The organism is Rhizobium sp. WW_1 (genome assembly GCF_003610155.1).
In the GTDB taxonomy this organism is placed as follows: domain Bacteria; phylum Pseudomonadota; class Alphaproteobacteria; order Rhizobiales; family Rhizobiaceae; genus Rhizobium; species Rhizobium tropici_A.
In genome coordinates, this window is sequence record NZ_RAIN01000001.1 from 1,013,254 (window position 1) to 1,036,709 (window position 23,456).

At 62.0% G+C, this 23,456-nt stretch carries 22 protein-coding genes, 1 tRNA gene and 1 riboswitch; of the genes, 8 read left to right on the forward strand and 15 right to left on the reverse strand.

What is annotated here, in order from left to right; genetic code table 11:
- The first annotated feature begins 101 nt into the window (after nt 1–101).
- The 3 genes from BJ928_RS04785 to BJ928_RS04795 all read left to right on the forward strand — a co-directional run bounded on the left by BJ928_RS04785 (nt 102) and on the right by BJ928_RS04795 (nt 2,694).
- Nucleotides 102–767 (forward strand): helix-turn-helix transcriptional regulator, encoded by a 666-nt coding sequence (locus tag BJ928_RS04785; protein ID WP_047628170.1) that lies wholly within the window; start codon nt 102–104, stop codon nt 765–767.
- 15 nt (nt 768–782) lie between these two features.
- On the forward strand, nt 783–2,099 hold the full coding sequence (locus BJ928_RS04790) for a thermonuclease family protein (RefSeq protein ID WP_047628171.1): 1,317 nt from the start codon (nt 783–785) through the stop codon (nt 2,097–2,099).
- 181 nt (nt 2,100–2,280) lie between these two features.
- On the forward strand, nt 2,281–2,694 hold the full coding sequence (locus tag BJ928_RS04795) for a tellurite resistance TerB family protein (RefSeq protein ID WP_047628172.1): 414 nt from the start codon (nt 2,281–2,283) through the stop codon (nt 2,692–2,694).
- Nucleotides 2,695–2,752: 58 nt separating this feature from the next.
- On the opposite strand, the gene BJ928_RS04800 is transcribed toward BJ928_RS04795, so the two are convergent.
- Nucleotides 2,753–3,628 (reverse strand): transporter substrate-binding domain-containing protein, encoded by an 876-nt coding sequence (locus BJ928_RS04800; RefSeq protein ID WP_047628174.1) that lies wholly within the window; start codon nt 3,626–3,628, stop codon nt 2,753–2,755.
- A gap of 429 nt (nt 3,629–4,057) precedes the next feature.
- On the opposite strand from BJ928_RS04800, the gene BJ928_RS04805 reads away from it, so the two are divergent.
- Nucleotides 4,058–6,064 (forward strand): methyl-accepting chemotaxis protein, encoded by a 2,007-nt coding sequence (locus BJ928_RS04805; RefSeq protein WP_047628175.1) that lies wholly within the window; start codon nt 4,058–4,060, stop codon nt 6,062–6,064.
- Nucleotides 6,065–6,150: 86 nt separating this feature from the next.
- Here BJ928_RS04805 and BJ928_RS04810 read toward each other — a convergent pair whose 3' ends face one another.
- Together BJ928_RS04810 and BJ928_RS04815 are read right to left on the reverse strand one after the other, a co-directional pair.
- Nucleotides 6,151–6,675: an acyltransferase gene (locus BJ928_RS04810; RefSeq protein ID WP_052227475.1), complete on the reverse strand. Its 525-nt coding sequence runs from the start codon at nt 6,673–6,675 to the stop codon at nt 6,151–6,153.
- 173 nt (nt 6,676–6,848) lie between these two features.
- Nucleotides 6,849–8,078, reverse strand: coding sequence for an MFS transporter (locus tag BJ928_RS04815; protein WP_047628179.1), 1,230 nt, complete (start codon nt 8,076–8,078; stop codon nt 6,849–6,851).
- 101 nt (nt 8,079–8,179) lie between these two features.
- On the opposite strand from BJ928_RS04815, the gene BJ928_RS04820 reads away from it, so the two are divergent.
- Nucleotides 8,180–9,088 carry a LysR family transcriptional regulator gene (locus tag BJ928_RS04820; RefSeq protein ID WP_047628181.1) on the forward strand — a complete coding sequence of 303 codons (909 nt, stop codon included), beginning with the start codon at nt 8,180–8,182 and terminating at the stop codon, nt 9,086–9,088.
- 9 nt (nt 9,089–9,097) lie between these two features.
- Here the strand turns inward: BJ928_RS04820 and BJ928_RS04825 are convergent, their stop codons facing one another.
- The 3 genes from BJ928_RS04825 to BJ928_RS04835 form a co-directional block, all read right to left on the reverse strand.
- A complete protein-coding gene (locus BJ928_RS04825) occupies nt 9,098–9,475 on the reverse strand; it encodes a VOC family protein (protein WP_047628183.1) in 378 nt (125 codons plus the stop codon).
- A gap of 146 nt (nt 9,476–9,621) precedes the next feature.
- Nucleotides 9,622–9,695 (reverse strand) — tRNA-Gly (locus BJ928_RS04830).
- A 59-nt stretch (nt 9,696–9,754) separates the two neighbouring features.
- Nucleotides 9,755–10,849 carry a 2'-deoxycytidine 5'-triphosphate deaminase gene (locus BJ928_RS04835; protein WP_047628185.1) on the reverse strand — a complete coding sequence of 365 codons (1,095 nt, stop codon included), beginning with the start codon at nt 10,847–10,849 and terminating at the stop codon, nt 9,755–9,757.
- A 72-nt stretch (nt 10,850–10,921) separates the two neighbouring features.
- A riboswitch (SAM riboswitch) is annotated at nt 10,922–11,000 on the forward strand.
- A gap of 42 nt (nt 11,001–11,042) precedes the next feature.
- Between BJ928_RS04835 and BJ928_RS04840 the strand changes: the two genes are divergently transcribed.
- Entirely contained in the window at nt 11,043–12,230 is a 1,188-nt protein-coding gene (locus BJ928_RS04840; RefSeq protein WP_047628186.1) for an O-succinylhomoserine sulfhydrylase, read from the forward strand.
- 78 nt (nt 12,231–12,308) lie between these two features.
- Here BJ928_RS04840 and BJ928_RS04845 read toward each other — a convergent pair whose 3' ends face one another.
- Nucleotides 12,309–13,022, reverse strand: a complete 714-nt coding sequence (locus BJ928_RS04845; protein WP_047628189.1) for a DNA helicase — start codon at nt 13,020–13,022, stop codon at nt 12,309–12,311.
- A gap of 611 nt (nt 13,023–13,633) precedes the next feature.
- On the opposite strand from BJ928_RS04845, the gene apaG reads away from it, so the two are divergent.
- On the forward strand, nt 13,634–14,026 hold the full coding sequence (apaG, locus tag BJ928_RS04850) for a Co2+/Mg2+ efflux protein ApaG (protein WP_047628802.1): 393 nt from the start codon (nt 13,634–13,636) through the stop codon (nt 14,024–14,026).
- Between the two features lie 19 nt (nt 14,027–14,045).
- Here the strand turns inward: apaG and BJ928_RS04855 are convergent, their stop codons facing one another.
- The 3 genes from BJ928_RS04855 to BJ928_RS04865 all read right to left on the reverse strand — a co-directional run bounded on the left by BJ928_RS04855 (nt 14,046) and on the right by BJ928_RS04865 (nt 17,274).
- A complete protein-coding gene (locus BJ928_RS04855; protein WP_047628190.1) occupies nt 14,046–15,035 on the reverse strand; it encodes an Hsp33 family molecular chaperone in 990 nt (329 codons plus the stop codon).
- A gap of 48 nt (nt 15,036–15,083) precedes the next feature.
- Nucleotides 15,084–16,001 carry an ornithine carbamoyltransferase gene (argF, locus tag BJ928_RS04860; protein ID WP_047628191.1) on the reverse strand — a complete coding sequence of 306 codons (918 nt, stop codon included), beginning with the start codon at nt 15,999–16,001 and terminating at the stop codon, nt 15,084–15,086.
- A gap of 73 nt (nt 16,002–16,074) precedes the next feature.
- Nucleotides 16,075–17,274, reverse strand: coding sequence for an aspartate aminotransferase family protein (locus BJ928_RS04865; RefSeq protein ID WP_047628192.1), 1,200 nt, complete (start codon nt 17,272–17,274; stop codon nt 16,075–16,077).
- A 425-nt stretch (nt 17,275–17,699) separates the two neighbouring features.
- On the opposite strand from BJ928_RS04865, the gene BJ928_RS04875 reads away from it, so the two are divergent.
- A complete protein-coding gene (locus BJ928_RS04875) occupies nt 17,700–18,230 on the forward strand; it encodes a GcrA family cell cycle regulator (RefSeq protein ID WP_047628194.1) in 531 nt (176 codons plus the stop codon).
- Between the two features lie 86 nt (nt 18,231–18,316).
- Here the strand turns inward: BJ928_RS04875 and phoB are convergent, their stop codons facing one another.
- From phoB to pstC, 5 genes are read right to left on the reverse strand one after another with little or no spacing between them, the layout of a single operon-like run.
- Nucleotides 18,317–19,000, reverse strand: coding sequence for a phosphate regulon transcriptional regulator PhoB (phoB, locus tag BJ928_RS04880; protein ID WP_004128368.1), 684 nt, complete (start codon nt 18,998–19,000; stop codon nt 18,317–18,319).
- Nucleotides 19,001–19,031: 31 nt separating this feature from the next.
- A complete protein-coding gene (phoU, locus tag BJ928_RS04885) occupies nt 19,032–19,745 on the reverse strand; it encodes a phosphate signaling complex protein PhoU (protein WP_047628195.1) in 714 nt (237 codons plus the stop codon).
- A 51-nt stretch (nt 19,746–19,796) separates the two neighbouring features.
- Nucleotides 19,797–20,612 carry a phosphate ABC transporter ATP-binding protein PstB gene (gene pstB, locus BJ928_RS04890; protein WP_047628197.1) on the reverse strand — a complete coding sequence of 272 codons (816 nt, stop codon included), beginning with the start codon at nt 20,610–20,612 and terminating at the stop codon, nt 19,797–19,799.
- A gap of 14 nt (nt 20,613–20,626) precedes the next feature.
- The gene (gene pstA / locus BJ928_RS04895) at nt 20,627–21,961 is read right to left on the reverse strand and encodes a phosphate ABC transporter permease PstA (RefSeq protein WP_047628198.1); all 1,335 of its coding nucleotides are present in this window, start codon (nt 21,959–21,961) and stop codon (nt 20,627–20,629) included.
- Nucleotides 21,958–23,439 carry a phosphate ABC transporter permease subunit PstC gene (gene pstC, locus BJ928_RS04900; protein ID WP_047628200.1) on the reverse strand — a complete coding sequence of 494 codons (1,482 nt, stop codon included), beginning with the start codon at nt 23,437–23,439 and terminating at the stop codon, nt 21,958–21,960. The genes pstA and pstC overlap by 4 nt, the downstream gene beginning before the upstream one ends.
- Between the last annotated feature and the right edge of the window lie 17 nt (nt 23,440–23,456).

A 23,456-nucleotide genomic window follows, 5' to 3' on the forward strand; every position in this document is an offset into this window, starting at 1 on the left:
GACCCTATTCCTATGCCGGTCTTTACTCGCCAAAACGCCTCGGTTAACGTTTTCTAAAGAGCAGAGCGCCGGGCGAGCCGGCGCGCGGATACCGAGCGGCGATGCTGTCACACGAGCAGATATGGGGTGCGATCGATCGGCTTGCCGAGCGGCATGCTCTGACCCCCTCCGGCCTCGCACGCCGCGCCGGCCTCGATGCGACCTCCTTCAACAAGTCGAAACGGCTGAGCCAGGACGGCCGCCTGCGCTGGCCGTCGACGGAATCGATCGCCAAGATCCTCGACGCGACCGGCGCCAGCCTGGAGCAGTTCCTGAGTTTCATCAGGCCGGCCGAACCGGCGGCGGCCGTGGCGATGCACAGCGCGTTGCCGGCAGGAAACGCCATCCCCTTGATCGGCTTTGCCCAGGCGGGCGCCGGCGGCTTCTTCGATGACGGCGGATTTCCAGCCGGCCAGGGCTGGGACATGGTGGAGTTTCCGGTGGCGGCAGGGCAGCGGACCGGCGCCTATGCGCTTGAGGTCCAGGGCGAAAGCATGTTGCCGCTCTATCGAGACGGCGATATTCTGATCGTAGAGCCGGGAGCTCAGATCAGGAAAAATGACCGTGTTGTTGTGAAGACCCGTGAGGGCGAAGTCATGGCCAAGGTCTTGCTGCGGCAGAGCGCGAAGTCGATCGAGCTGATGTCGCTCAACCCCGAACATCCCAATCGCAGCTTCGATCTTGCGGATGTGGAATGGATTGCCCGCATCATATGGGCCAGCCAATAGGAAAGTTTTCTCGTTATGCGTCGTGATATTTGGCTTGCAGGCGTCGGAGGCGCGATCGTTGGTTCGTGGCTGACGCTGATCGTGGTCCAGCTCGGGGAGCATGGCTTCAGCCTGCCGCATAGAAGCACCAGCAACACGATGACAGAGAACAAGCCGGCCGCGGCCGCGCCGACAGAGGCGGCCAAGGTCGAACCGACGCCCGCCAAAGCCGTCGAGACGCCGAAACCTCTCGAACCGGCCAAGAAGGGCGATACGAATTCGGCAGAGCCGCAACCGGAAACCAAGCCGGCCGCGCAGGTGGCAAGCGCCGCGCCCGAAACAGCGACCCAATCAGCCGCAACTCCGTCTTCCACCGCCTCCGACAGCGATAACGAACCCTCGGCTGCGGCAATAGCGGCAGCTGCCGCGGCGACGCCAGCGCCCACAAGCGACGACACGGCAAAAACACCCGGCAGCGACAGCGCCAAAGCTCAAGAGAATACGGCAGCGGCCGAGCCCGTGCCGTCTTCGGAAAGCAAGGTTCCGACCGATCCCGCGCGGTCAGCCGACGCATCCAAACCTGAGGATACACATGCGGCACCTGCGGACACGCAGGCGGCAGCCGCAACACCCGATACGGTGAAGAGCGGCGATACCGCGCCTGCCCAGGCTTCGCAGCCAGCCGCAACCGCGCCGGACAAAGTCGCTGCCGGCACGCCGGAGACGCCCGCCGCCGACCAGGCCAAGACCGACCCTGCCCCCGACAACCGGGTTCCGGCCGACCAGATCGACAGGGAGATGGCGGCCGCTGCGCATCAAACCCTGCCGCCGCAGCCGCAGCAACAGGCCCAGCACACCCCTCCATCCGAACAGGCCGCGCTCGAACCCGCGTCCACGCCGCAGGAAAAGACGACAACGGTCGAGCTTACCCGCCCCTTCTCGGATCAGGCCGGTGTAGTGACCATCTCCGGCAGAAGCGTGCAGCTTGCCGGCGTGGTACCGACCGATATCGGCCGGATGTGCACGGGGCCGAGCGGCAAGGATTGGCCTTGCGGCCAGGCCGCCCGCACGGCCTTCCGCATGTATCTGCGCGGACGCTCGATCGACTGCGACGTGGCCGACGCCAATTGGAAAGGCACGATTACGGGCGCCTGCCGTTATGTCCGTGTCGATCTCAGTGCCTGGCTGGTGCGCTTCGGCTGGGCCGATCCGGAACCCGGCTCGCCGCTTGCGTCACTTGTCGACGAGGCCAAGCAGAAGAAGCGCGGCATGTATGGCGACGATCCGCGCAAGAACGGAAAATCGACTCTGGCACCGCCCTTGCCAAAAGATAACCCTCTCAATCCGATCTGACGCCTTGCTTCGGCCATACAGCGCCGCGCGTCATATGCGACGCGTAGAGGTCGCTGCCGCACTTTTAACCTGCTGCATGATTTTGTCCTTGAATCGATTCCGATTTAAGGAATTGTGCAGTAACTTTTGCCAAGAGACGCACGGCTCTTCAGCCCGCCAAATTCAAAGGACTTCGCCTGTTATGAACAAGCCGCTTTCTGCTCACGAGGCCCTGATCTACGTTATGGTACTGGCCTCGGCCGTCGACCGCACGATGAACGACCGGGAACTCGGCCGTATCGGCGAACTCATCCACGCCCTGCCTGTTTTCAAGGGTTTCGACGACGAGAAGCTGATTTCCGTATCCCGCGACTGTGCCAAGCTGCTTTCAGGCAGCGAAGGCCTCGACATCGTGCTCGAAACCGTCCGCGACACGCTGCCGGCTCGCCTCTACGACACGGCCTACGCACTGGCCGTCGAGGTCGCTTCGGCCGATCTTTCCGTCAAGGCCGAGGAACTGCGCCTGCTCAGCCTGCTCCGCGACCGTCTCGGCCTCGACAAGCTGACCTGCGCTGCCATCGAGCGCAGCGCCATCGCCCGCTATCGCAAGGCGTAGCGCCTTTACGCATTCCCGGGGGGAAGACTGCTACCCAGTTTTCCCGGAATTGCTCCGATCAATAAAGCCCGTAGGGGAAATAGCGCAGATAGATTTCCTGCAGCCTGCCGTCGCGCGACAAGGTGGCAAGCGCATGGTTGATCGCCGCCGTCAGGTCGGCATCCTGCTGGCGCAGCATGATGGTCATGCCCTCGCCGAGGAACTGCTGCGACAGGTAGGGGCCGTCGAACAGCGCGCAGCATCTTTCCGCCGCCGGGGACGAAACCCAGAAGGAAAGCTGCAGGCCATCGGCAAAGGCAGCATCGACCTTGCCGTCCTTGACGGCAGCCAGCAGCGCATCCTTATCGTCGAAGGGCACCGGCTTGATGGCCGGAAAGAAGACGGCGAGCATCGCCTCATGCACCGTACCCTTGACGACACCGACCGGATGGCCGGAAAGCGAGGCTGCCGTGGTGCCGCTGACGGAGGCCTTGAGATTGCGCACGAAGCGGGCGGGCAGCATGAGGAAGGGCCGCGAGAAGGCAAATGTCTTGCGCAGTTCTGGCGTGACCGCCACGCCGGCAATGACGGCATCCCCTTGCGAGGCGGCAAGAGCGCCCTGCAATTCGCCGAAAGGCAAGGCCTGGATCTGGCATTTGTCCGATATTGCAAGCTCCTCGCAGATCTTGCGCGCCAGCTCGACATGGAAGCCGGTAAGCTTGCCGTTCTGATCGAGGAAATTGAAGGGCGGGAAGTCGATCGACGTCAAAAACCGCAGCCTGACCAGCGAGGACAGATCCGGCTTCGGCAAGCGCTCGCGGGCATCGAAGAGGATCGGCAGGTTCTGCGGCTTCGTCTCCTCAGCCGCAAGCGGCCAGGCACAGGAGGCGGCGATCAACGCCGCGCATGCCAGGAGCCGGGCGGCTGACATCGTCGACGAAAGGCAAACACGCATGGTCTTGATCCGGCCTCCTGTCGTGGATGCACATGTCTGATTCACGACTCCGATGTAGCAGAGTCACGCCAAATGGGAAATATCGCGCCATCCCGCGGCAACGGACGCGCCTCATGGATGAATGGCGCAGATCGCGCGCATCGGCCGGTTGCGCAGTTTTGAACATGCACAAAATTAGCGTGGGAATTCTGGCCTTCCGCCTCTGCCGTTAGCAGTCGATTAAGCTCTGTTGATTGTACTCGTCGCCATCGACGACATCGGCTCCAGCGCCGATCGCATGATGCGGGTCGTCGGGACCTTCTTGGCAAGGTATCACGTAAACTCGGCTTCACCCGTGCATATCAGGCATCGCACCCTCCCCCGCCCGACACAGGCGGACGGGTCTCGACCTTACTCTGAATAGGGCACGGCATTCGCAGGCGGACCGCCATGTTCAGGAACCTGAAAATCAAAACCAAGATACTTGCCGTGATCCTGCTTCTCGGCATCGTCTCCTTCGTCGGCCTGCTGCTGGTCGCCGATGAATTCCACAAGGCGGATCGGGCCTACAGCGCTTTTCTCGACCAGGAAGCGGTTGCGGCGACGGAAGCCGCGCGTGCGAGCGCAGCCTCGCTCGCCTCCGTGCTGCAGGCAAGCCTGATGCTGAATTTCGATCCCGACAGCGACGCCTTCAAGGCGGTTGCCGCCGGCAACAGCTATTTCGGTGAAGCCAGACAGAGGCTGACCCATGCAGAAGACCTCGTTCCTGCGGCAAAGCAATCGATCGACGAGATTCTTACCAGTCTCGACGAATTACAGGGGCTCACCGAGAAGAGCATCGGCCAGCGCAAGAATGGCGACCTGAAGGGCGCCGAAACGACCCTGATCCTGGTCAACCAGAAGCTGCCCAAGCTGATCGCCAGCATACAGGCCAACGATGATGCGCTGACAAGCCGAATGAATGCCGGCGCGGACGAGTTGTCGGTCCGCCTCAACCGTTCCGTGACCTACATGCTCTTCGCTCTCGCTGGGCTGATCGCGCTCGCCATCATCCTCGGCATCTATGTCGCGCAGACGGGCATCGCCGCGCCGCTAATGCGGCTGCACCAGCGCATGACGACGCTTGCTCATGGCGACACCGAAAGCGCGGTCGAGGGTCATGAACGCAGAGACGAGATCGGGCAGATGGCAGCCGTCGTCGCCGTATTCCGTGACAACGCCGTCGAACGGTCCCGCCTCGAAGCGCAGGCCGAGGCGGATCGCACGCTCAGCGACAGCGAGCGGGCACAGCGCGAGACAAGGCAGGCCGCCGAGGCGGCACAGCTTCAGCAGGCGATGCAATCAGTCGGCGACGGCCTAAAGCGTCTAGCGGAAGGCGATCTCGTCACGCGCATCGACACCCAGTTCGTCGCACATCTCGACCAGTTGCGGCTGGACTTCAACAATTCGCTCGGCAAGCTCAACGGAACGATGCAGGCGGTCGGCGCCAATGCTCGCGCCATCGGCGCGGGAGCCGAGGAAATCCGCAGCGCGGCAGACGAGCTTTCCAAGCGTACCGAACAGCAGGCCGCTTCCGTCGAGGAAACCGCCGCCGCCCTCGAGGAGATCACCACCACCGTCAAGGATGCCGCCAGGCGTACGCAGGAGGCGAGCCAACTCGCGGCCGATACCCGAAACGACGCGGAGCGCTCGGGCGAGATTGTCCGCGATGCCATCAAGGCTATGCAGCAGATCGAGAAATCATCGGACGAGATCGGCAACATCATCGGCGTCATCGACGACATCGCCTTCCAGACCAATCTTCTGGCGCTGAATGCCGGCGTCGAGGCCGCGCGCGCCGGCGAGGCCGGCAAGGGCTTTGCCGTCGTGGCGCAGGAAGTGCGTGAGCTTGCCCAGCGCTCGGCCAATGCCGCCAGGGAAATCAAGACCCTGATCGCCACCTCCGAGACGCATGTACGCACCGGCGTCGGCCTCGTCAGCGAAACCGGCAAGGCGCTCGATGCCATCGTCTCGGGCGTGCAGGAAATCAACCGGCACGTGCATGCGATCGCCGAGGCCTCCCGCGAACAGTCGGCCGGCCTGCAGGAGATCAACACGGCCGTCAACACCATGGATCACGGCACGCAGCAGAACGCCGCCATGGTCGAGGAAAGCACGGCGGCAAGCCACAGCCTTGCGGCGGAAGCGGCGTCCCTGTCAAATCTACTTGCCCAGTTCCGAACCGGCGGTGAAGCCATGCGCATTTCCGTGTCGCCAGCGGCAAGCATTGCGGCAAGGCCCGCTCCCCGCCCCGCATCTCAGCCGGCGGCAGCTCCGCGCATCAGAGCCGTCGATGATGCCAAAGTGCGCCCGACCGCGTCCCCAGCACGCGCGCTCGGTCAGAAGCTGATGAGCGCCTTCGGCGCCACGCAGGCGACGACCCCGACGAGCAAGGATACGGACTGGACCGAATTCTGACGCCGACGCACCGCGGGCACGAAAGCCGCTCGCGGTGGATCTCAACGGTCAATATCCCCGCCGGCGGGATTGAGTGGGCCGCCGACCTATTTTTTCGATAGGGCGAACAGCTCGACATTTCCCGATCCGCTGCCGCCCAGTTCTCCACGCCGCTTCAGCAACCTTGCCGGAGCGCCGACATAGATGCCGTAGGGTTCGGTCCTGCCCTTGACGACGGCATTCGCGCCGATGACGCACCCCTTCGAGATATGGGCGCCGCCAAGGATCTTGGCGCCCGCACCGATCCAGACGTCGTCTTCGATGACGACAGGCTTCTTGGTCACGCCCTGAAGGCGGATCGGAACGGTAGGATCATCGAAATTGTGATCGAAGGAGACGACCATCGCATGTGCGGCGATGCGCACATCGTTGCCGATAGAGATGCCGCCGCGACCCAGCAGAATACTGTATTCGTTGAACGATACGCAGGCGCCGATGGAAATGGCGCCCTCCTGCGCGTCGAGGACGACGCCCTTGCGAAAATGTACCTTTTCGCCGATGCGGATGTTGCCGCGTCTCCAGATGATCTTTGTTCCCAGGGGAATTTTCGTTCCGCGAGCTATGGTCAGCATGCCCCGTGCGAAGACCGCTCTCAGCCTGTACAATGATGCAATACCGCGCAATCCGGACGCTCCTATCAAGGGGCGTCCAATCACGTTACGCCTGACTGCCACTCAAGCGAATGAGTGGAAGCGTCGCGATTTGAAAAAGGGGCCCACCCATACGGCCCCTTTCCTCGCATGGTTCACCTCCGCGCTGCAAGACCCGTGATCAATGCAATCAAGCCGAAGCCTGCGGCGGCCGCGCAGACGCCGACCCAACCGCCGAAATCCCAGGCCGTGCCGGCGAGCGCCGATCCGAGCGCACCGCCGAGGAAGAAGATTCCGACGAAGAGACCGTTGATACGCCCCCGCGCCTCCGGCTTCAAAAGGTTGACGGCGCGGCGTCCCAGCGTCTGATCTCCGGTAACGCCGACATCGAGCAAGACGGCACTCGCGCCGAGAAGAACCAGCAGCCCGATGGAGTCGCCCGACCGTATCGCACCGACCCAGCCCGCCAGCGCCATGGCGGCGAGCACGATCAGATGCGAGGCCAATGTCGCCGTCCGCGTCCAGCCCCTGTCGCCCATGCGGCCGAAGACAGAGGTCGCGGCGGCACCGCCGGCGCCTACGAGGGCAAACAGCGCGATGCCGGACTGGCCGAGCGTAAAGGGCGGTTGCGCCAGACGCAGGGCGACGGATGTCCAGAACAGGCTGAAGCTCGCCATCATCAAAGCGGCGGTGAAGGCACGCAGCCGAAGCACCGGCTCCTCCCGCAGTAGCTCGAAAAGCGAGCCGATCAAGGCGCCGTAGCTTGCGCTGACCAAAGGGCGCCGCTCCGGCAGACGCAGGGCCAGCACGGCCGCCAGAAGCGCAAGCGTCGCGGCACTCACGGCATAGAAGCTCCTCCAGCCCCAGAAATCGGCGATCAGGCTCGCCAGCGGCCGCGAAGCAAGAATACCGACCATGACGCCGCTCATGACATTGCCGATCACCCGGCCGCGGTGTTCGGGCGGTGCCATGCCCGCTGCGATCGGCACGAGGATCTGGATTGCCGAGCAGGCCGCTCCCAGCAGGAACAGGAAGATCAGCAGGCTCCAGCCCGTCGGCGCGAAGGCGGCGGCAACAGCCATGACCAAAGCCGACAGGAGCATGCGCAGGACAAGCTGCCGGTTTTCCATGAGATCCGCCAGCGGAACCAGGAAGAACAGGCCCGCGGCATAGCCGAGCAGCGAGGCCATGGCCACCAGGCCCGCGCCGCTTTCGGAAAAGCCAAGCGATGGGCCGATGATGCCGACCAGCGTCTGCGGCGCAAAGAGATTGATGATGATGACGCCGGTAGCGACGGCGAACAGCAAGGTCGAGGGAGCGGCGTCCACCGCAGCGACATCATCCTGCGCCGGCTCGTTCGCCATACATTCGGGGACTTGCGACATAGGCTCTCCAATAATTTCTGATAATAAAGATAGCCATGTTTATCGCGTTGCTGCATAATGCGGCAATTGAAATGAACTAATAATGATTATGCGAGTTAAGCATGAACATTCATGACCTGGAAGCTTTCGTCGCCGTGGTGGAAACGGGCTCGATCGTCGCCGCCTCCGCGCGCATCAATCTGACGCAGCCTGGTATCACCCGGCGCATACAGAACCTGGAGGACAGTCTCGGCATTGCCTTGCTTGACCGGCAGTCGAAACCGCTGAGGCCGACGGCTGCGGGACGCGAGGCGTATGAGCATGGGCGGCGAGTTTTGCGCTCGCTCGACGATCTCAAGGCCGGCGTCTCGCCCGGCGGCACGATCGGCGGCGAATTCCGGCTAGGGATCATGCCCTACCTTTCCGAGGCGGCCCTATCGTCGCCGCTCGACGAGTTGCGCAGCCAGTTTCCGCAATTGACGTTGCGCATCGTTACCGGCTGGTCGCCGCAGCTCGTTGAACAGGTTGCCCGCAGCGAGCTTGATGCGGCAACCGTCTGCCTGGCGGAAGGCATACAACCGCCTGATAACGTGATCGGCGACGTGCTTGGCGTTCATAGCGTCATTCTGGTCGCCGCACCATCGCTCGGCGTTCCCAAGGAACCCAGGCTTGAGGATCTCTCGCGCTTCCCCTGGATCATGAACCAGAGCGGCTGCGGCTTCCGCGCCTTCATTCAGCATCGCTTCGAGGCCGAACGCCTGCCTTTCGATGTCGGGGTCGAGGCCATGAGCGCCGATCTGCGCATGTCGCTCGTGGCGCGCGGGCTCGGTATCGGTGTCTTAACGCCGGCGGCATTGGCCGACAGCCGCTGGCGCAATTCCATCGAGATCATCGAAGCCCCGGATTTCAGCCCGAAGGTGGTCAACTGGCTGGTTCATCGCCCGCCGGCAGGTCGCCTCGCCCGTCCGATCGCGACCTTCGGGGAAGCGCTGGCGGAAACTTTGAAAGCGAAGAGACCCTTCCTGACCTGAACCCGGTACTCAGGCGTCGGGCCTATTGACCATCGCCTCTATATTGTAGCCGTCGGGATCGAGGATGAAACAGGCATAGTAATCCGCGCCGTAATCCTGCCGCGGGCCGGGTACGCCATTATCCTTAGCACCCGCTTCTATCGCAGCGCGATAGAAGGCATCGACCTCGGCCCTCTTGCGGACACGGAAGGCGACGTGCAGATGCGTCAGAGGCAGCGAGCTGCCGGTATGCTGGATCTCGAACAGGCTGCCGTCGTCAACATCGAAAGCCCAGAACAGACCTTCCTTTCCGAAGGAGAGCCGATAACCCAAAGGTTCGAAAGCCAACTCGTAGAAGGCCCTGCTCTTTTCAAGATTGCTGACTTCGATGGTTATGTGATCGATCAACGCGCGTCTCCAAACAAAAGTTCGGGAAGCAGGCTAGCCAAACCACAAGATTCACGCAATGGCCACAGCGACACCAAATCACTACCAAAGGTAGCGACAATGATCAAAGACCAAAACAAGTCAGCAGCGAGGTTATCAAAAGGGGATGGAGCGGGTGAAGGGAATCGAACCCTCGTATTCAGCTTGGGAAGCTGCTGCTCTACCATTGAGCTACACCCGCCTGACACCCTTGAGATGTCCAACAGTTGACGGCCTCTGTCAAGGCCGGTCAGCGTCCGATTACAGGCGGAAGTGCTTCGACAGCTTCAGGCCCTGCGCCTGATAGTTCGAACCGAGGCCGGAGCCGTAGAGGCTGCTCGGCTGTTCCAGCATGTGTTCGTAGATCAGGCGACCGACGATCTGGCCGTCCTCGAGGATGAAGGGCACTTCGTGGCTGCGCACCTCGAGCACGGCGCGGCTGCCGCGGCCGCCGGCCGGCGCATGGCCGAAGCCGGGATCGAAGAAGCCGGCATAATGGACGCGGAATTCGCCGACCAGCGGATCGAACGGCGTCATCTCGGCGGCATAATGCGGCGGCACATGCACCGCCTCGCGCGAGACGAGGATATAGAATTCATCCGGGTCAAGGATCAGCTCGGTGCGGCCTCGGCTGTAGAGCGGCTCCCAGAAGTCGAAGATGTCGTGCTGAGCCTTCTTGTCGACATCGACGACGGCGGTGTGGTGCTTGCCGCGATAGCCGATCAGCCCTTCCTTGTCGCCGGCAAGATCGATCGACAGCGCGATGCCGCCGCCGGTGATGTTCGGCTTCTTGCTGGCAACAAGCGTTTCCGTCTCGTGCAGCCTCAGCAGTTCCGGCTCGGTGAGCAAGGCGTGACCGACGCGGAAGCGGATTTGCGACAGGCGCGAGCCACGGCGAACGACGATCGGGAAGGTGCGCGGGCTGATTTCGAGATAGAGCGGGCCGGAATAGCCGGCCGGAATCTTGTCGAACTCCTGCGCACGGTCGGTGATGACGCGGGTGAAGATATCGAGACGGCCGGTTGAACTCTTCGGATTGGCCGAAGCCGACATGTCCTCGGGCAGATCGAGACGCTCCATCAGCGGCACGATATAGACGCAGCCGGTTTCCAACACCGCACCTTCCGAGAGATCGACGACGTGCAGCTTCAGCCGGTCGAGCTTGTCGGCGACGAGATGCGAGGGGCCGGGCATGAAGCTGGCGCGGACGCGAAAGGCATGCGAGCCGAGCCGCAAGTCGAGACTTGCAGGCTGGATCTGATCGACGTCCAGTTCCCTCTCGCTCGTCAGCCGACCGGTTTCAAAGAGCGCTGCTATGGCGCGATCGGCCAAAATTCCAGTATTGCGAGCCATCATGCTTCTCTCATAATTTGTCGCAGACAAAACCAAACTCAGGGAATTGACGCAAGCCGTCAACGGCAGTATTGCAACTTATCCCGTGGTGATTTGGCCGGTCGGCTTGCAGCCACGTTAAACAAATGGCTAAAAAGACCGGGGTTGAACCGGTCTGCTTTTGCGACCGGTTTTTTTGTTTGAAAGTGGTGATGGCATGAGCAAGACTTGGCGCCCCGCAACCCAGCTCGTACACAACGGAACGCTCCGTTCGCAGTTCGGCGAGACCTCCGAAGCAATCTATCTGACCCAGGGCTTCGTCTACGACACCTCGGAAGCGGCGGAAGCCCGCTTCAAGGGCGAGACGGATGGTTTCATCTACGCCCGCTACGGCAGCCCGACCAATGACATGTTCGAGAAGCGCATGTGCGCGCTGGAAGGCGCTGAGGATGCTCGCGCCACGGCTTCGGGCATGGCGGCCGTCTCCGCCGCTATCCTCTGCCAGTTGAAGGCCGGCGATCATATCGTCGCTGCCCGCGCCCTCTTCGGCTCCTGCCGTTGGGTGGTCGAGACGCTGGCGCCGAAATACGGCATCGAATGCACGCTGGTCGACGGCCGCTTCGTCGAAAACTGGGAAAAGGCCATCCGCCCGAACACCAAGGTGTTCTTCCTCGAAAGCCCGACCAACCCGACACTGGAAGTGGTCGACATTGCCGCCGTCGCCAAGCTCGCCAACCAGATCGGCGCCAAGGTCGTGGTCGATAACGTTTTCGCGACACCGCTCTTCCAGAAGCCGCTGGAACTCGGCGCCCATATCGTCGTCTATTCCGCCACCAAGCATATTGACGGCCAGGGTCGTTCGCTCGGCGGCGTCATCCTCTCCGACAAGCAGTGGATCGACGAGCACCTGCAGGACTATTTCCGCCATACCGGCCCGGCCATGTCGCCGTTCACAGCCTGGACGCTGCTCAAGGGTATCGAAACCCTGCCGCTGCGCGTCGCGCAGCAGACGACGAACGCCGCGAAGGTGGCCGATTTCCTCGCCGAGCAGACTGGCAAGGTCGCTCGCGTGATCTATCCCGGCCGCAAGGACCATCCGCAGGCCGACATCATCGCCAAACAGATGAGCGGCGGCTCGACCCTTGTTGCCTTCGAGCTGAAGGGCGGCAAGGAAGCGGCCTTCAAGCTGCAGAACGCATTGGACATCGTGAAGATCTCCAACAATCTCGGCGACTCGAAGAGCCTGATCACGCATCCGGCCACCACGACGCACAAGAACCTCACCGACGAGGCCCGCGCCGAGCTCGGCATTTCGCCGGGCACCGTGCGCTTCTCGGCCGGCATCGAGGACAGCGAAGATCTGGTCGAGGATTTCGCCCGCGCGCTTGAGCAGGTTTCCGCCTGATATCAATCGAGCCGCCCGGATCGTTTTCCGGGCGGCTCGACCTGCCCTTGTCGGGCAATGACAGTATGTGGCAACCCGTCAGCTAGCCGCCTTGAACTCAACCCGGCCGTTGTTCAGGAAGACCATCTTGTCGAACAGCTTTAGATCCAGCGGGTTCGGCAGACGCACATCCGAGAGATCAGGCACGGGTTTCCGCTCCGGATCATATGAGCGATCGATCTGCGAGATGAAGACGACGATCACGCCTCTGTCGCGCGCAAACGCCTTTAGCGTCTGAACCTGGATCATGAGTTCCGGCTTCTCCCGCTTCTGATCCAGCAGCTGCAGAAAATCGACCACCGCCAGCGTGCCACGCGACGCCTGGGCCAGCCTCTCGACGATGTAGTCGCCACTAATGGCATCGGAATTGTCGAATTCGAACAGATCGGCAAAGTCCGCATAGGCGGCGCCGATCACCGGGAAACGGTCCAGAACGACCTTTTCCGTGTCTTCCAGAGAAAAGAAGACGCTGCGATTGCCTGATTTCATGGCTTCGACGGCAAGCCTCAGGCTCATCAAGGTCTTGCCATGGCCGGGCCGCGCGCCGACCAGCACCAGATCGCCCGGGCTCAGACGCGAATACAGCTCGCCGACGGGCACGGCTGCGCTCGTTTTGCTTGCAAGCAAGCTCCAACCTTCAAAACCCTCGCCGGCCGCGATGCGATCGAGTGCGGCGTGCAAGGGGATACTCTGCTGACGAGACAGGAGCCTCGCCTTGCGCTTCAAGTGATAAACAGGGGCGGAAAGCCTCATCTAAACCTCCTATTGCGAGCAATGACCGCAACCCCTCCTTATGCCAGGCGCTCAAACAGTCGGTTTGGATATTGACGGCCCCGCATGAAATATACTTTCCCGAGTGGAGGGGGGAGGCACGGGCCATGCCAGAATCAGACCATAACCGAAATTCGTCCGAGGGGGAATCTCACGCAACTCCCCGCCGGGGAACATAAGAGGGGAACGGCGGTTATATGATCCGGAGGTTTAATGGCCGGCATTCAGCTATGACGATCAATTCCTGAAGTGCACCTGTAATGCTCACAAGCGTATCTGCGCGCGGCAATATCCCTCGGCGGGCATTATGGTAGACAAGACTAAATGACGAGCAAAACAAGATACTTTGAGAACCAATTACTAACCTTTTTCACCGGCCGTAATAGCTGTATCTCGGAAAACTCCCTCCATGCGAGCGAGATTTCATCACACCGTTCCTTGACGGAACCGATCGGTTATAGGATACCGCTAGAGATCCTGCACTTTGCGGGAGTGGTGGAAAGCGGATAATATGCCGCAGACTTGAAAATGCTGAAACGGCAATGGGCTTGAAGGAGCGCTCGACGTTTCAGGACAGTGGCAAGGTATTAGGCATGTATCGCGCCCTAACACGCGACATCGAAGTGGTTGTAGAGCCGTTTTATCTGGAGGAGCAATCCGATCCGGACGACGATCGCTATGTCTGGGGATACCGCATCGTCATTTCCAACCACTCGAAGGACGCCGTGAAGCTGGTGACGCGCTACTGGCACATCACCGATATGAACGGCATGGTGGATGAAGTCACGGGTCCCGGCGTCGTCGGCGAGCAGCCGCACCTGAAACCCGGCGATACCTACGAGTATTCTTCCGGCTGTCCGCTGGACACGCCGTCAGGCATGATGTTCGGCCATTACCAGATGGAAACGGATGACGGGGAACTCTTCCATGTCAAGATCCCCGCCTTCTCTCTGGATACACCGAACCTTTTGCGTACGCTGAACTGAGCCAGCGCAACCGGCGGGATCAGGCCGCTTCTATTTCAGCCACTTCGAAGCGATAGGTCGTCGAGCAGAACTCGCAGGTCACGGCGATCTCGCCATTCTCCTGACTGGCCTCGATTTCCTCGGCCGTAAAGCCCTTCAACACGCCCTTCAGCTTGTCACGCGAGCAGGAACAGCGATCGTAGACGGCCTTCGGCTCATAGACGCGCACGCCGCGTTCATGGAAGAGGCGATAGAGAAGACGCTCGGTGCCGACCTGCGGGTCCGTCAGCTCATCGGCATCGATGGTTTCCACCAGGCTGCGCGCTTCCGCCCAGGCATCGTCCTCGACATGGTCGCGCGCGCCGGTATCGCCGTCGCCGCCGTGAATATCCGGATGGCGCATGCGTTCCGGCGCTTCGGGCAGGAACTGCGCAATCAGGCCGCCGGCGCGCCAGCGGTGACGCGGCTTGCCGTTCTCATCGCGGTCGAAGAGCTCTGCAGCCCCCAGACGCACACGCGTCGGGATCTGTTCCGATTGACGGAAATAGGTGCCGGCAATCTCCTCGAGAGAAGCGCCGTCGAGCGCGACGATGCCCTGGTAGGGCTGCGTGAAACGGCCCTGATCGATGGTGAAGGCAAGCACGCCCTTACCAAGCAGTTGCTCGGGCTCGGTCCGGCCTTCGGCGACCGCCTTTGCCAATGCCTCTTCATCGAAGCGGGCATAGGCGCGGACATTTTCCGGCGTCGAGAAATCGGCGACCAGAAGATCGACCGGACCGTCGCCCTTGGTCTGCACGGTGAACTTGCCCTCGAACTTCAGCGAGGTGCCGAGCAGGACAGTGAGGACGATGGCCTCGGCCAGAAGGCGCGCGACCGGCGTCGGATAGTCGTGCCGGGCGAGGATCGCATCCAGCAGCGGACCGAGCTGCACGGCGCGGCCGCGCACGTCCAGACCTTCCACCTGGAAGGGAACGACGTGATCGTCACCAGCGAAATCGAACTGACCCAGCGAGGCTGCATTTTCGGCCATTGCTTTACTCCTACTGCGCCCGCGCCCTCAAGACGCGGCTTCATATCCTCAGATCGCGCCCAGGCACCAAGCAAGAATCGACTTTTGCGCATGAAGGCGGTTTTCCGCCTCATCGAAGACAACGGATTGCGGACCGTCGATCACCTCGTCCGTCACTTCCTCTCCGCGATGGGCGGGCAGGCAATGCATGAACAACGCGTCTTTGCCGGCCTGTGCCATCAAAGCCTTGTTGACCTGATAGGGCTGGAAGACGTTGTGACCGCGTGCCCGGTGCTCCTGATTCATGGAAACCCAGGTATCGGTTACCACGCAATCGACGCCGGCGACCGCACGGTCTGCATCATGCGAGAGCATGATTTCGGCGCCCTCGTTGCGGGCCCAGTTCAGATAGTGATCCTTGGGCTCGGAACCAAGGGGTACGGCCATATTCATGCGATAGCCGAAGCGCGCCGCACCTTCGATCAGCGAATGCAGCACGTTGTTGCCATCGCCCGTCCAGGCAACGGTCTTGCCCTTGATCGGGCCGCGATGCTCTTCGAAGGTCATGATGTCGGCCATGATCTGGCAGGGATGGGTATCATCGGTCAACGCATTGATGACTGGAACGGTCGCATGTTCCGCCAGCTCCAGCAGGCGCGAATGGTCTGTCGTGCGGATCATGATGGCATCGACATAGCGCGACAGCACCTTCGCCGTGTCGCCGATCGTCTCGGCGCGGCCAAGCTGCATTTCGGTGCCGGAGAGGAACAGCGTCTCGCCGCCAAGCTGACGCATGCCGACATCGAAGGAGACGCGGGTTCGAGTGGATGGCTTCTCGAAGATCATCGCCAGCATCTTGCCGGCCAGCGGCTTGTCGGCCGTGCCGGCCTTCAGCGCGTTCTTTCGCACGATCGCGTCATCGATGATGTTGCGCAGATCGGCGGCCGGAACGGCAGAGAGGTCGAGAAAGTGTTTCGGAGAAGCCATGTCCTTACCTGTACTCCAGAAAAAACAATAACGCCCGCGTGGGGCAGGAACGCCCCGATTGCGGGCGTTGAGTTCAAGCCGATTTTTTGGTGCGGGCAATACGCGCACGTTCGGCCGCACGCTCGAGACGAGCGAGACCTTCGCGTGCCTCCTCAGCCGTCACGACCAGCGGCGGCAGCAGGCGGATGACGTTGTCGCCGGCCGGCACGCCAAGCAGATGCTCGGCGCGGATCGCCTGCAGCAGATCCGCCTGCGGAATGGCCGCCTTGATGCCGAGCATCAGGCCTTCGCCGCGTACGTCCTCGATGATATCGGGGAAGCGATCCTTGAGCGAGGCGAGCCCCTGGCGGAACACCAGCGCGATATCGCGCACATGCTGCAGGAAACCCTCTGCCAGCACGATGTCGAGGACGGCGTTGCCGACTGCCATAGCCAGCGGATTGCCGCCATAGGTCGATCCATGCGTGCCCGCCTTCATGCCCGAAGCGGCTTCCGCCGTCGCAAGGCAGGCACCGAGCGGGAAACCGCCACCGATACCCTTGGCGACCGCCATGATATCGGGCTTGATGCCAGCCCATTCATGGGCAAAGAGCTTGCCCGTGCGGCCGACGCCGCATTGGACTTCATCGAGGATCAGCAGCATGCCGTGCTCGTCGCAGATCTCACGCAGCCCGCGCAGGAATTCGTTGGTCGCCGGACGGATGCCGCCCTCGCCCTGCACCGGCTCGATCAGGATCGCGGCCGTCGCGTCGGTGATGGCAGCACGCACCGCATCGAGATCGCCGAACTGAACCTGATCGAAGCCCGGCGCCTTCGGGCCGAAGCCCTCGATATATTTCTCCTGACCGCCGGCGGCGATGGTCGCGATGGTGCGGCCGTGGAAGGCGCCTTCGAAGGTGATGATATGGAACTTTTCAGGATGCCCCTTGGCAAACTGATAGCGCCGCGCCGTCTTGATGGCGCATTCCAGCGCTTCCGCACCCGAGTTGGTGAAGAAGACCTTGTCGGCGAACGTCGCTTCCGTCAGCCGCTTCGACAGCTTCTCCTGGCCAGGCACCTCATAGAGGTTGGACAGATGCCAGACCTTGTCGGCCTGCGCCTTCAATTCGGCGACGAGATGGGGATGCGCATGGCCGAGCGAGTTGACAGCAACGCCGGCGGCGAAATCGAGGTAGCGCTCACCGCTTTCCGTGACCAGCCAGACGCCCTCGCCTCGCTCGAACCGCAGTGGAGCGCGCATGTAGGTGTCATAAAGCGGCGTGGTCTCGGCCATGGCCATATCTCCTCGATCACAACTTTAAGGACCGATCGCTTCGGCTTGATGAAACGGGTCCGAAAAAATCAAAAATGCCGCCTTGCGGCGGCCCGGGCACTATTGATGTTTTGCACCGCGATGTCAACAAAACTGGCGCTTTGGCAGGTGCGAGAAAGCGCTTGCGGGCAAAAGAGATGGGTTCGACGGCGGCTATTGCAGAAATGCCACGCCCGGACAGCAAGTTGGGGAAAACCTCGAAATCGATTCCTCAAGATTCCGCCGACTCTTGTCACGGAGTCAGCCTCACACTAGGTTAAAAAGCAATTGCTAGACTGCATGCGGCGGAACTAGTCACCACAATTTTAGAGCGTTTCGTGCCTCGTTCCCATCCGAGGCAATGGTGAGGGATTCTGCCATCGGAAACGCGACAGCGGAGACAGGGCATGAATTGGACAGACGAACGCGTCGAGAAGCTGAAGAAGCTATGGTCCGAAGGATTGAGCGCCAGCCAGATCGCTGCGCAGCTCGGTGGCGTGAGCCGTAATGCCGTCATCGGCAAGGTGCATCGCCTGAACCTTCCCGGCCGAGCGAAGGCGGGCGGCACGACAACCGCAGCGCGCACGCCGAAGCGCAGCGCTGCCGCACCTCGCCCCGCCAGTTTCGGCTCGCGCGTTGCAACCCGTACGGTCGTCACCCGCCAGCAGGGCGCAACCATGCTGAAGGAAGAGATCGAGGTCGATTCCGTCAACGAAATTCAGTATCGCCCGGCTGCAAATGTCGTCGTTCCGATCTCCCGTCGCCTCGGCCTGACGGAACTGACGGAGCGCACCTGCAAGTGGCCGGTCGGCGACCCGCTGAAGGATGATTTCCACTTCTGCGGCAACGACAGCCCGGATTCGTCGCCCTATTGCACCTATCACCAGCGCCTGGCCTACCAGCCGGTGCATGACCGCCGGCGCAACAACAACGGCTGAAATCCAACGCAAGACAAAGAGAAACGGGCCCCTCGAGGCCCGTTTTCTTTTTCCGCCGCTATGTCGATGCCTGAGCGGCTAACCGCTCAGGCTTCCATGGAATAGCCCGCGCCGCGAACGGTGCGGATGACATCCTGCATATTGGAGAAATTCAGCGCCTTGCGCAGGCGGCCGACATGGACGTCGACGGTGCGTTCGTCGACATAGATGTCGTGTCCCCATACGCCGTCGAGCAGCTGCGAGCGCGAGAAGACGCGGCCCGGCGAGGACATCAGGAATTCCAAAAGGCGGAATTCCGTCGGCCCCAGCCGCACTTCGCGGCTCTTGCGATGGACGCGATGCGTCTCGCGGTCCAGCTCGATATCGCCGCAACGCAGCACCGTGGAGAGAACCTCCGGACGGGCGCGCCGCAGCATCGCCTTGACGCGGGCCATCAGCTCCGGCGTCGAGAACGGCTTGACGACGTAATCGTCCGCGCCGGTCGAAAGCCCGCGCACGCGCTCGCTTTCCTCGCCGCGGGCCGTCAGCATGATGATCGGCAGGCGCTCCGTCTCCGGCCGCATACGCAGCCGGCGGCAGAGCTCGATGCCGGATACACCGGGGAGCATCCAGTCGAGGATCAGAAGATCCGGGATGCGCTCCTGGAGACGCAACTCGGCTTCATCGCCTCTGAGGATGGTGTCAACCTCGAAGCCCTCGGCCTCGAGGTTGTAGCGCAGCAGAACGCTGAGCGCTTCCTCGTCTTCTACAACAGCAACTCTTGGAACCATGCGCCTATGGTCTCCCTTCTTCGCTTCCAGATTATTCCGTCACCGCGCCGACGGTATTGGCGGTATCGTCCTTCGGGCGCTCGCCTTCGGGCTGAGCACCCGTCGCCATGTAATAGATCGTCTCGGCGATGTTGGTGGCATGGTCGCCGATGCGCTCGATGTTCTTGGCGCAGAAGAGAAGATGCGTGCAGGTGGTGATGTTGCGCGGATCTTCCATCATGTAGGTCAGCATCTCGCGGAAGAGCGAGGTGTACATCGCGTCGATTTCCTCGTCGCGTTCGCGGATCGACACAGCCTTGTCCGGCGAGCGGGTGGCGTAGACGTCCAGAACTTCCTTGAGCTGGCTCAGAGCCAGTTCGGAGAGGTGCTCGATGCCGCGGGCGAGACGGCGCGGAACGCCCGTGCCCTGCACCGCGATGACGCGCTTGGCTGTGTTCTTGCCGAGATCACCGACACGCTCCAGATCGGAGGCGATGCGGATCGAGCCCATGATTTCGCGAAGGTCGGCGGCCATCGGCTGACGGCGGGCGATGGTGACGATCGCCTTGTCGCCGACTTCGCGTTCGGCATGATCGAGGATGACGTCGTCGGAGATGACCTTCTGTGCAAGAGCGGTGTCACTGTTGACCAGTGCGCGTACGCTGTCGCTGACCATCTGCTCGGCCAAGCCGCCCATTTCCGCAATGCGGCGCGTCAGGAACTTCAGGTCTTCGTCGTAGGCAGAGAGAATGTGAGTGGAGACCATTTTTCTATCCTCAAGGTGAACTGTGTGAAATGTGCCGCGCGCCTGACATCATCAACCAAAACGGCCCATGATGTAATCCTGCGTGCGGAAATCGTCGGGATTGGTGAACATCTTATCGGTGTCGTTCTCCTCGACCAGATGGCCGAGGTGGAACATTGCGGTACGTTGCGAAACGCGGGCTGCCTGCTGCATGGAATGCGTCACGATGACGATGGTGAAGTTTTCCCGAAGCTCGTGGATGAGATCCTCGACCTTGGCGGTTGCGATTGGATCGAGCGCCGAGCACGGCTCGTCCATCAGGATGACTTCCGGGCTGACGGCAACGGCGCGGGCGATGCACAGGCGCTGCTGCTGGCCGCCCGACAGGCTCGTGCCGGCGTCGTGGAGCCGATCCTTCACCTCGCCCCATAGACCGGCTTTCTGCAGGCTGGTTTCGACGATATGCTCGAGATCGGCTTTCGAACGATGCAGGCCGTGGATGCGCGGGCCATAGGCGACATTCTCGTAGATCGACTTCGGAAACGGATTCGGCTTCTGAAAGACCATGCCGACGCGCGCGCGCAATTCCACCACGTCGATGCTGTTGTCGTAGACATCCTGGTCGTCGAGCGTGATCTTGCCGGTGACGCGGCAGGTCTCGATCGTATCGTTCATGCGGTTGAGGCAGCGCAGGAAAGTGGACTTGCCGCAGCCGGAGGGGCCGATCAGTGCCGTCACCGTATTGGCACGGATCTTCAGATTGACATCGAAGAGCGCACGCTTGTCGCCATAGAAAACCGAAACGTCCTGGCCGATCATCTTGTAGGGGATCGTCATCATCTTCCTGGTCAATGCTCTTTCGCTTGCGGCTTCCGTCATCATGTTCATTTTCCGGCCCTCCCCTACCAGCGCCGCTCGAAACGGCGGCGCAGCAAGATCGCGCCGATATTCATCGCGACAAGGAAAAAGAGCAGGACGATGATGGCACCGGACGTTCTCTCGACGAAGGCACGCTCGGCTTCGCTTGCCCACATATAGATCTGCACCGGCAGCGCCGTCGAAGGATCGAGGGGCGATGCCGGATAGTTGGCGACGAACGCGACCATGCCGATCAGGAGCAGCGGCGCGGTTTCGCCGAGGGCATGCGCCAGCCCGAGGATCGTGCCCGTCAGAATGCCGGGCATGGCAAGCGGCAGCACATGATGGAAGACCATCTGCATCCGCGAAGCGCCGAGACCGAGCGCCGCGCTGCGGATCGACGGCGGCACGGCGCGCAGCGCCGAACGCGTGGCGATGATGATCATCGGCAGCGTCATCAGGCTCAGCACGAGACCGCCGACCAGCGAGGCCGAACGCGGCAGGCCCATCACGTTGATGAAGACCGAGAGGCCCAGCAGGCCGTAGACGATCGAGGGTACGGCTGCGAGATTGTTGATGTTGACCTCGATCAGGTCCGTCAGCCGGTTCTTCGGCGCGAACTCCTCCAGATAGATCGAGGCGGCGACACCGACGGGCAAGGCAAGCACCAGCACGGTCAGCATCAGATAGAGCGAACCAATCAGCGCGACGCCTAGGCCGGCTGCTTCCGGCCGGCTGGAATTGCCCGATACGAAGAGGCCGCTGTTGAAGGCCTTGTACAGCGCACCGCTATCGCCGAGCTGCTTCATCCAGGCGACCTGTCGGTCGGATACCTTGCGGTCCTTTTCATCGACCGTGAGATCGATCTGGCCCTTGTTGGCGGAATCGATATTGGCACTGGCAAGGAAGGTGACGTTTTCGGTCGTCCCTATGATCGCGGGGTTGGCGACGACACGGTCGCGCAGCGCGACCCTGGCGCCTTCCGACACCATCGCGGTCGCCTCGCGAACGAGGGCGCGATTGGCCGGATCGATGCCAAGCACCTTCACCAGCGCGTCGCGAACGAGAACCGGATAATTGGCAGCAATCAGCACCTTCGGGTCGCTGGCGCGCTTGCCCGTTGGATCGATCACCTTCTCGGTAAATTCGATCGGCAAGGTGATCGAGGTCTGGACGAAGGCGGTATAGCCGGTGCGGACCACGGTCGAAACGAGGATGATGAGGAAGACGAGACCGAAGATGACCGCGGTCATGCCGTAGGCGCGGAACCGGCGCTCGGCGGCATAGCGCCTGGCGATGCCGATATCGCGACGCGCGGGCGCGCCTGGCGTCAGGCCGCGCGGCATGTTCAGCTGAGGGGAGGATACAACATCGCTCATTCGTATTGCTCCCTGTAGCGGCGCACGATGTAGAGCGCATAGACGTTGAGGCACAGCGTCAGGCAGAAAAGCGTGATGCCGAGCGCGAAGGCGACGAGCGTCTGCGGCGACGTGAATTCCAGATCGCCGGTCAGCTGGTTGACGATCTTCACCGTAACCGTCGTCATCGGCTCGAAAGGATCGAGCTGCATACGCGCAGCCACGCCCGCCGCCAGCACCACGATCATCGTTTCGCCGATCGCCCGCGACGCCGTCATCAACAGCGCACCGACGATGCCGGGAAGGGCGGCCGGCAGCAGCACGCGCTTGACCGTTTCGGAACGCGTGGCGCCAAGGCCGAGCGAACCGTCGCGGAGCGAGCGCGGTACGGCCATGATGATATCGTCCGACAGCGAGGAGACATAAGGGATGAGCATCACGCCCATCACGAAGCCCGCCGTCAAAACGCTCTGGGCTTCGATGAAGCTTCTATAGTTCCCGGTCATCAGACCGTCGATCTCGGCGGAGATATCGCGCAGGAAGGGACCGACCGTAATGAGAGCGAAAAAGCCGTAGACGATCGTCGGAATGCCGGCCAGAACCTCCAGCATCGGCTTGGCGATGGAGCGCACGCGGGCCGAGGCATATTCGGCCATGTAGATCGCCGCGAACAGGCCGATGGGCACGGCAAACAGCATGGCGACGAAGCCGATATAGATCGTACCGGCCAGCAGCGGGATCAGGCCGAAGGTGCCCGACGTCTGCGAGCCGGCGCCGGCAAAGCGCGGGTCCCAGACGGTGCCGAAGAAGAATTCATTGGCAGGCACCATGCTGAAGAAACGCGCCGCCTCCGAAAGCATGGAAACGACTATCCCGACGGTCGTCAGCACCGCGATGGAGGAGGCTATGATCAGCGCGCCGAGAATGACCTGCTCGACACGGTTGCGGGCACGAAAGCGCAGCGCAATGGCACGCAGGCCGTAAACCGCGCAGAGCAGCGACAGGACGATCGCCGCTGCCGACATTACCACGCGGCTCACTTCGCGCATGCTGTTATACTTGTTGGCGGCATCGATCATGTAGCCGGTGGGGCGAACGGCGAGGGGGACGCCCTTCTGCGCCAACAGCAATTGCAGATCGGCCTTGCCGCCGTCGACATCGGCAAGTTCCCCGCTATCGAGCAGGCGCATGCCGTGGGCGATGCTGCGCACCATGCCGTAGCTGAGATTGAGTTCGGCCTGCGGAAGAGACTGAACCTCCTCCGGAAAGGATTTGATCACCAGGCGGTCGATGACCATCGGGCTGACGATCAGCCAGGCGCAGACGAGCGCCAGAGCCGGAAGCACCGCCCAGATCGCGGCATAGGCGCCATGATAGCCGAGCCGGGAATGCATGGACGAAGACTTGCCGCCCGACAACGCAGCCGCCCTCACCCGCCCCAGCACAAAAGCAGAGGCGCCGAAGACCGACAAGCAAAGCAGCAGCAGCGATACACTCATTCCCATTCCCCGGCGAA

Excerpts from the sequence above, each read along its gene's own strand:
- pstA (WP_047628198.1), bottom strand. The coding sequence starts at position 21,961 with ATGAGCGATGTTGTATCCTCCCCTCAGCTGAACATGCCGCGCGGCCTG.
- argF (WP_047628191.1), bottom strand. The coding sequence starts at position 16,001 with ATGGCTTCTCCGAAACACTTTCTCGACCTCTCTGCCGTTCCGGCCGCC.
- BJ928_RS04790 (WP_047628171.1), top strand. The coding sequence starts at position 783 with ATGCGTCGTGATATTTGGCTTGCAGGCGTCGGAGGCGCGATCGTTGGT.
- BJ928_RS04810 (WP_052227475.1), bottom strand. The coding sequence starts at position 6,675 with ATGCTGACCATAGCTCGCGGAACGAAAATTCCCCTGGGAACAAAGATC.
- BJ928_RS04820 (WP_047628181.1), top strand. The coding sequence starts at position 8,180 with ATGAACATTCATGACCTGGAAGCTTTCGTCGCCGTGGTGGAAACGGGC.
- pstB (WP_047628197.1), bottom strand. The coding sequence starts at position 20,612 with ATGAACATGATGACGGAAGCCGCAAGCGAAAGAGCATTGACCAGGAAG.
- BJ928_RS04875 (WP_047628194.1), top strand. The coding sequence starts at position 17,700 with ATGAATTGGACAGACGAACGCGTCGAGAAGCTGAAGAAGCTATGGTCC.
- BJ928_RS04795 (WP_047628172.1), top strand. The coding sequence starts at position 2,281 with ATGAACAAGCCGCTTTCTGCTCACGAGGCCCTGATCTACGTTATGGTA.
- BJ928_RS04845 (WP_047628189.1), bottom strand. The coding sequence starts at position 13,022 with ATGAGGCTTTCCGCCCCTGTTTATCACTTGAAGCGCAAGGCGAGGCTC.
- BJ928_RS04840 (WP_047628186.1), top strand. The coding sequence starts at position 11,043 with ATGAGCAAGACTTGGCGCCCCGCAACCCAGCTCGTACACAACGGAACG.
- BJ928_RS04800 (WP_047628174.1), bottom strand. The coding sequence starts at position 3,628 with ATGCGTGTTTGCCTTTCGTCGACGATGTCAGCCGCCCGGCTCCTGGCA.
- BJ928_RS04865 (WP_047628192.1), bottom strand. The coding sequence starts at position 17,274 with ATGGCCGAGACCACGCCGCTTTATGACACCTACATGCGCGCTCCACTG.
- BJ928_RS04855 (WP_047628190.1), bottom strand. The coding sequence starts at position 15,035 with ATGGCCGAAAATGCAGCCTCGCTGGGTCAGTTCGATTTCGCTGGTGAC.
- phoB (WP_004128368.1), bottom strand. The coding sequence starts at position 19,000 with ATGGTTCCAAGAGTTGCTGTTGTAGAAGACGAGGAAGCGCTCAGCGTT.
- BJ928_RS04835 (WP_047628185.1), bottom strand. The coding sequence starts at position 10,849 with ATGATGGCTCGCAATACTGGAATTTTGGCCGATCGCGCCATAGCAGCG.
- pstC (WP_047628200.1), bottom strand. The coding sequence starts at position 23,439 with ATGAGTGTATCGCTGCTGCTGCTTTGCTTGTCGGTCTTCGGCGCCTCT.
- BJ928_RS04805 (WP_047628175.1), top strand. The coding sequence starts at position 4,058 with ATGTTCAGGAACCTGAAAATCAAAACCAAGATACTTGCCGTGATCCTG.
- BJ928_RS04785 (WP_047628170.1), top strand. The coding sequence starts at position 102 with ATGCTGTCACACGAGCAGATATGGGGTGCGATCGATCGGCTTGCCGAG.
- BJ928_RS04815 (WP_047628179.1), bottom strand. The coding sequence starts at position 8,078 with ATGTCGCAAGTCCCCGAATGTATGGCGAACGAGCCGGCGCAGGATGAT.
- phoU (WP_047628195.1), bottom strand. The coding sequence starts at position 19,745 with ATGGTCTCCACTCACATTCTCTCTGCCTACGACGAAGACCTGAAGTTC.
- apaG (WP_047628802.1), top strand. The coding sequence starts at position 13,634 with ATGTATCGCGCCCTAACACGCGACATCGAAGTGGTTGTAGAGCCGTTT.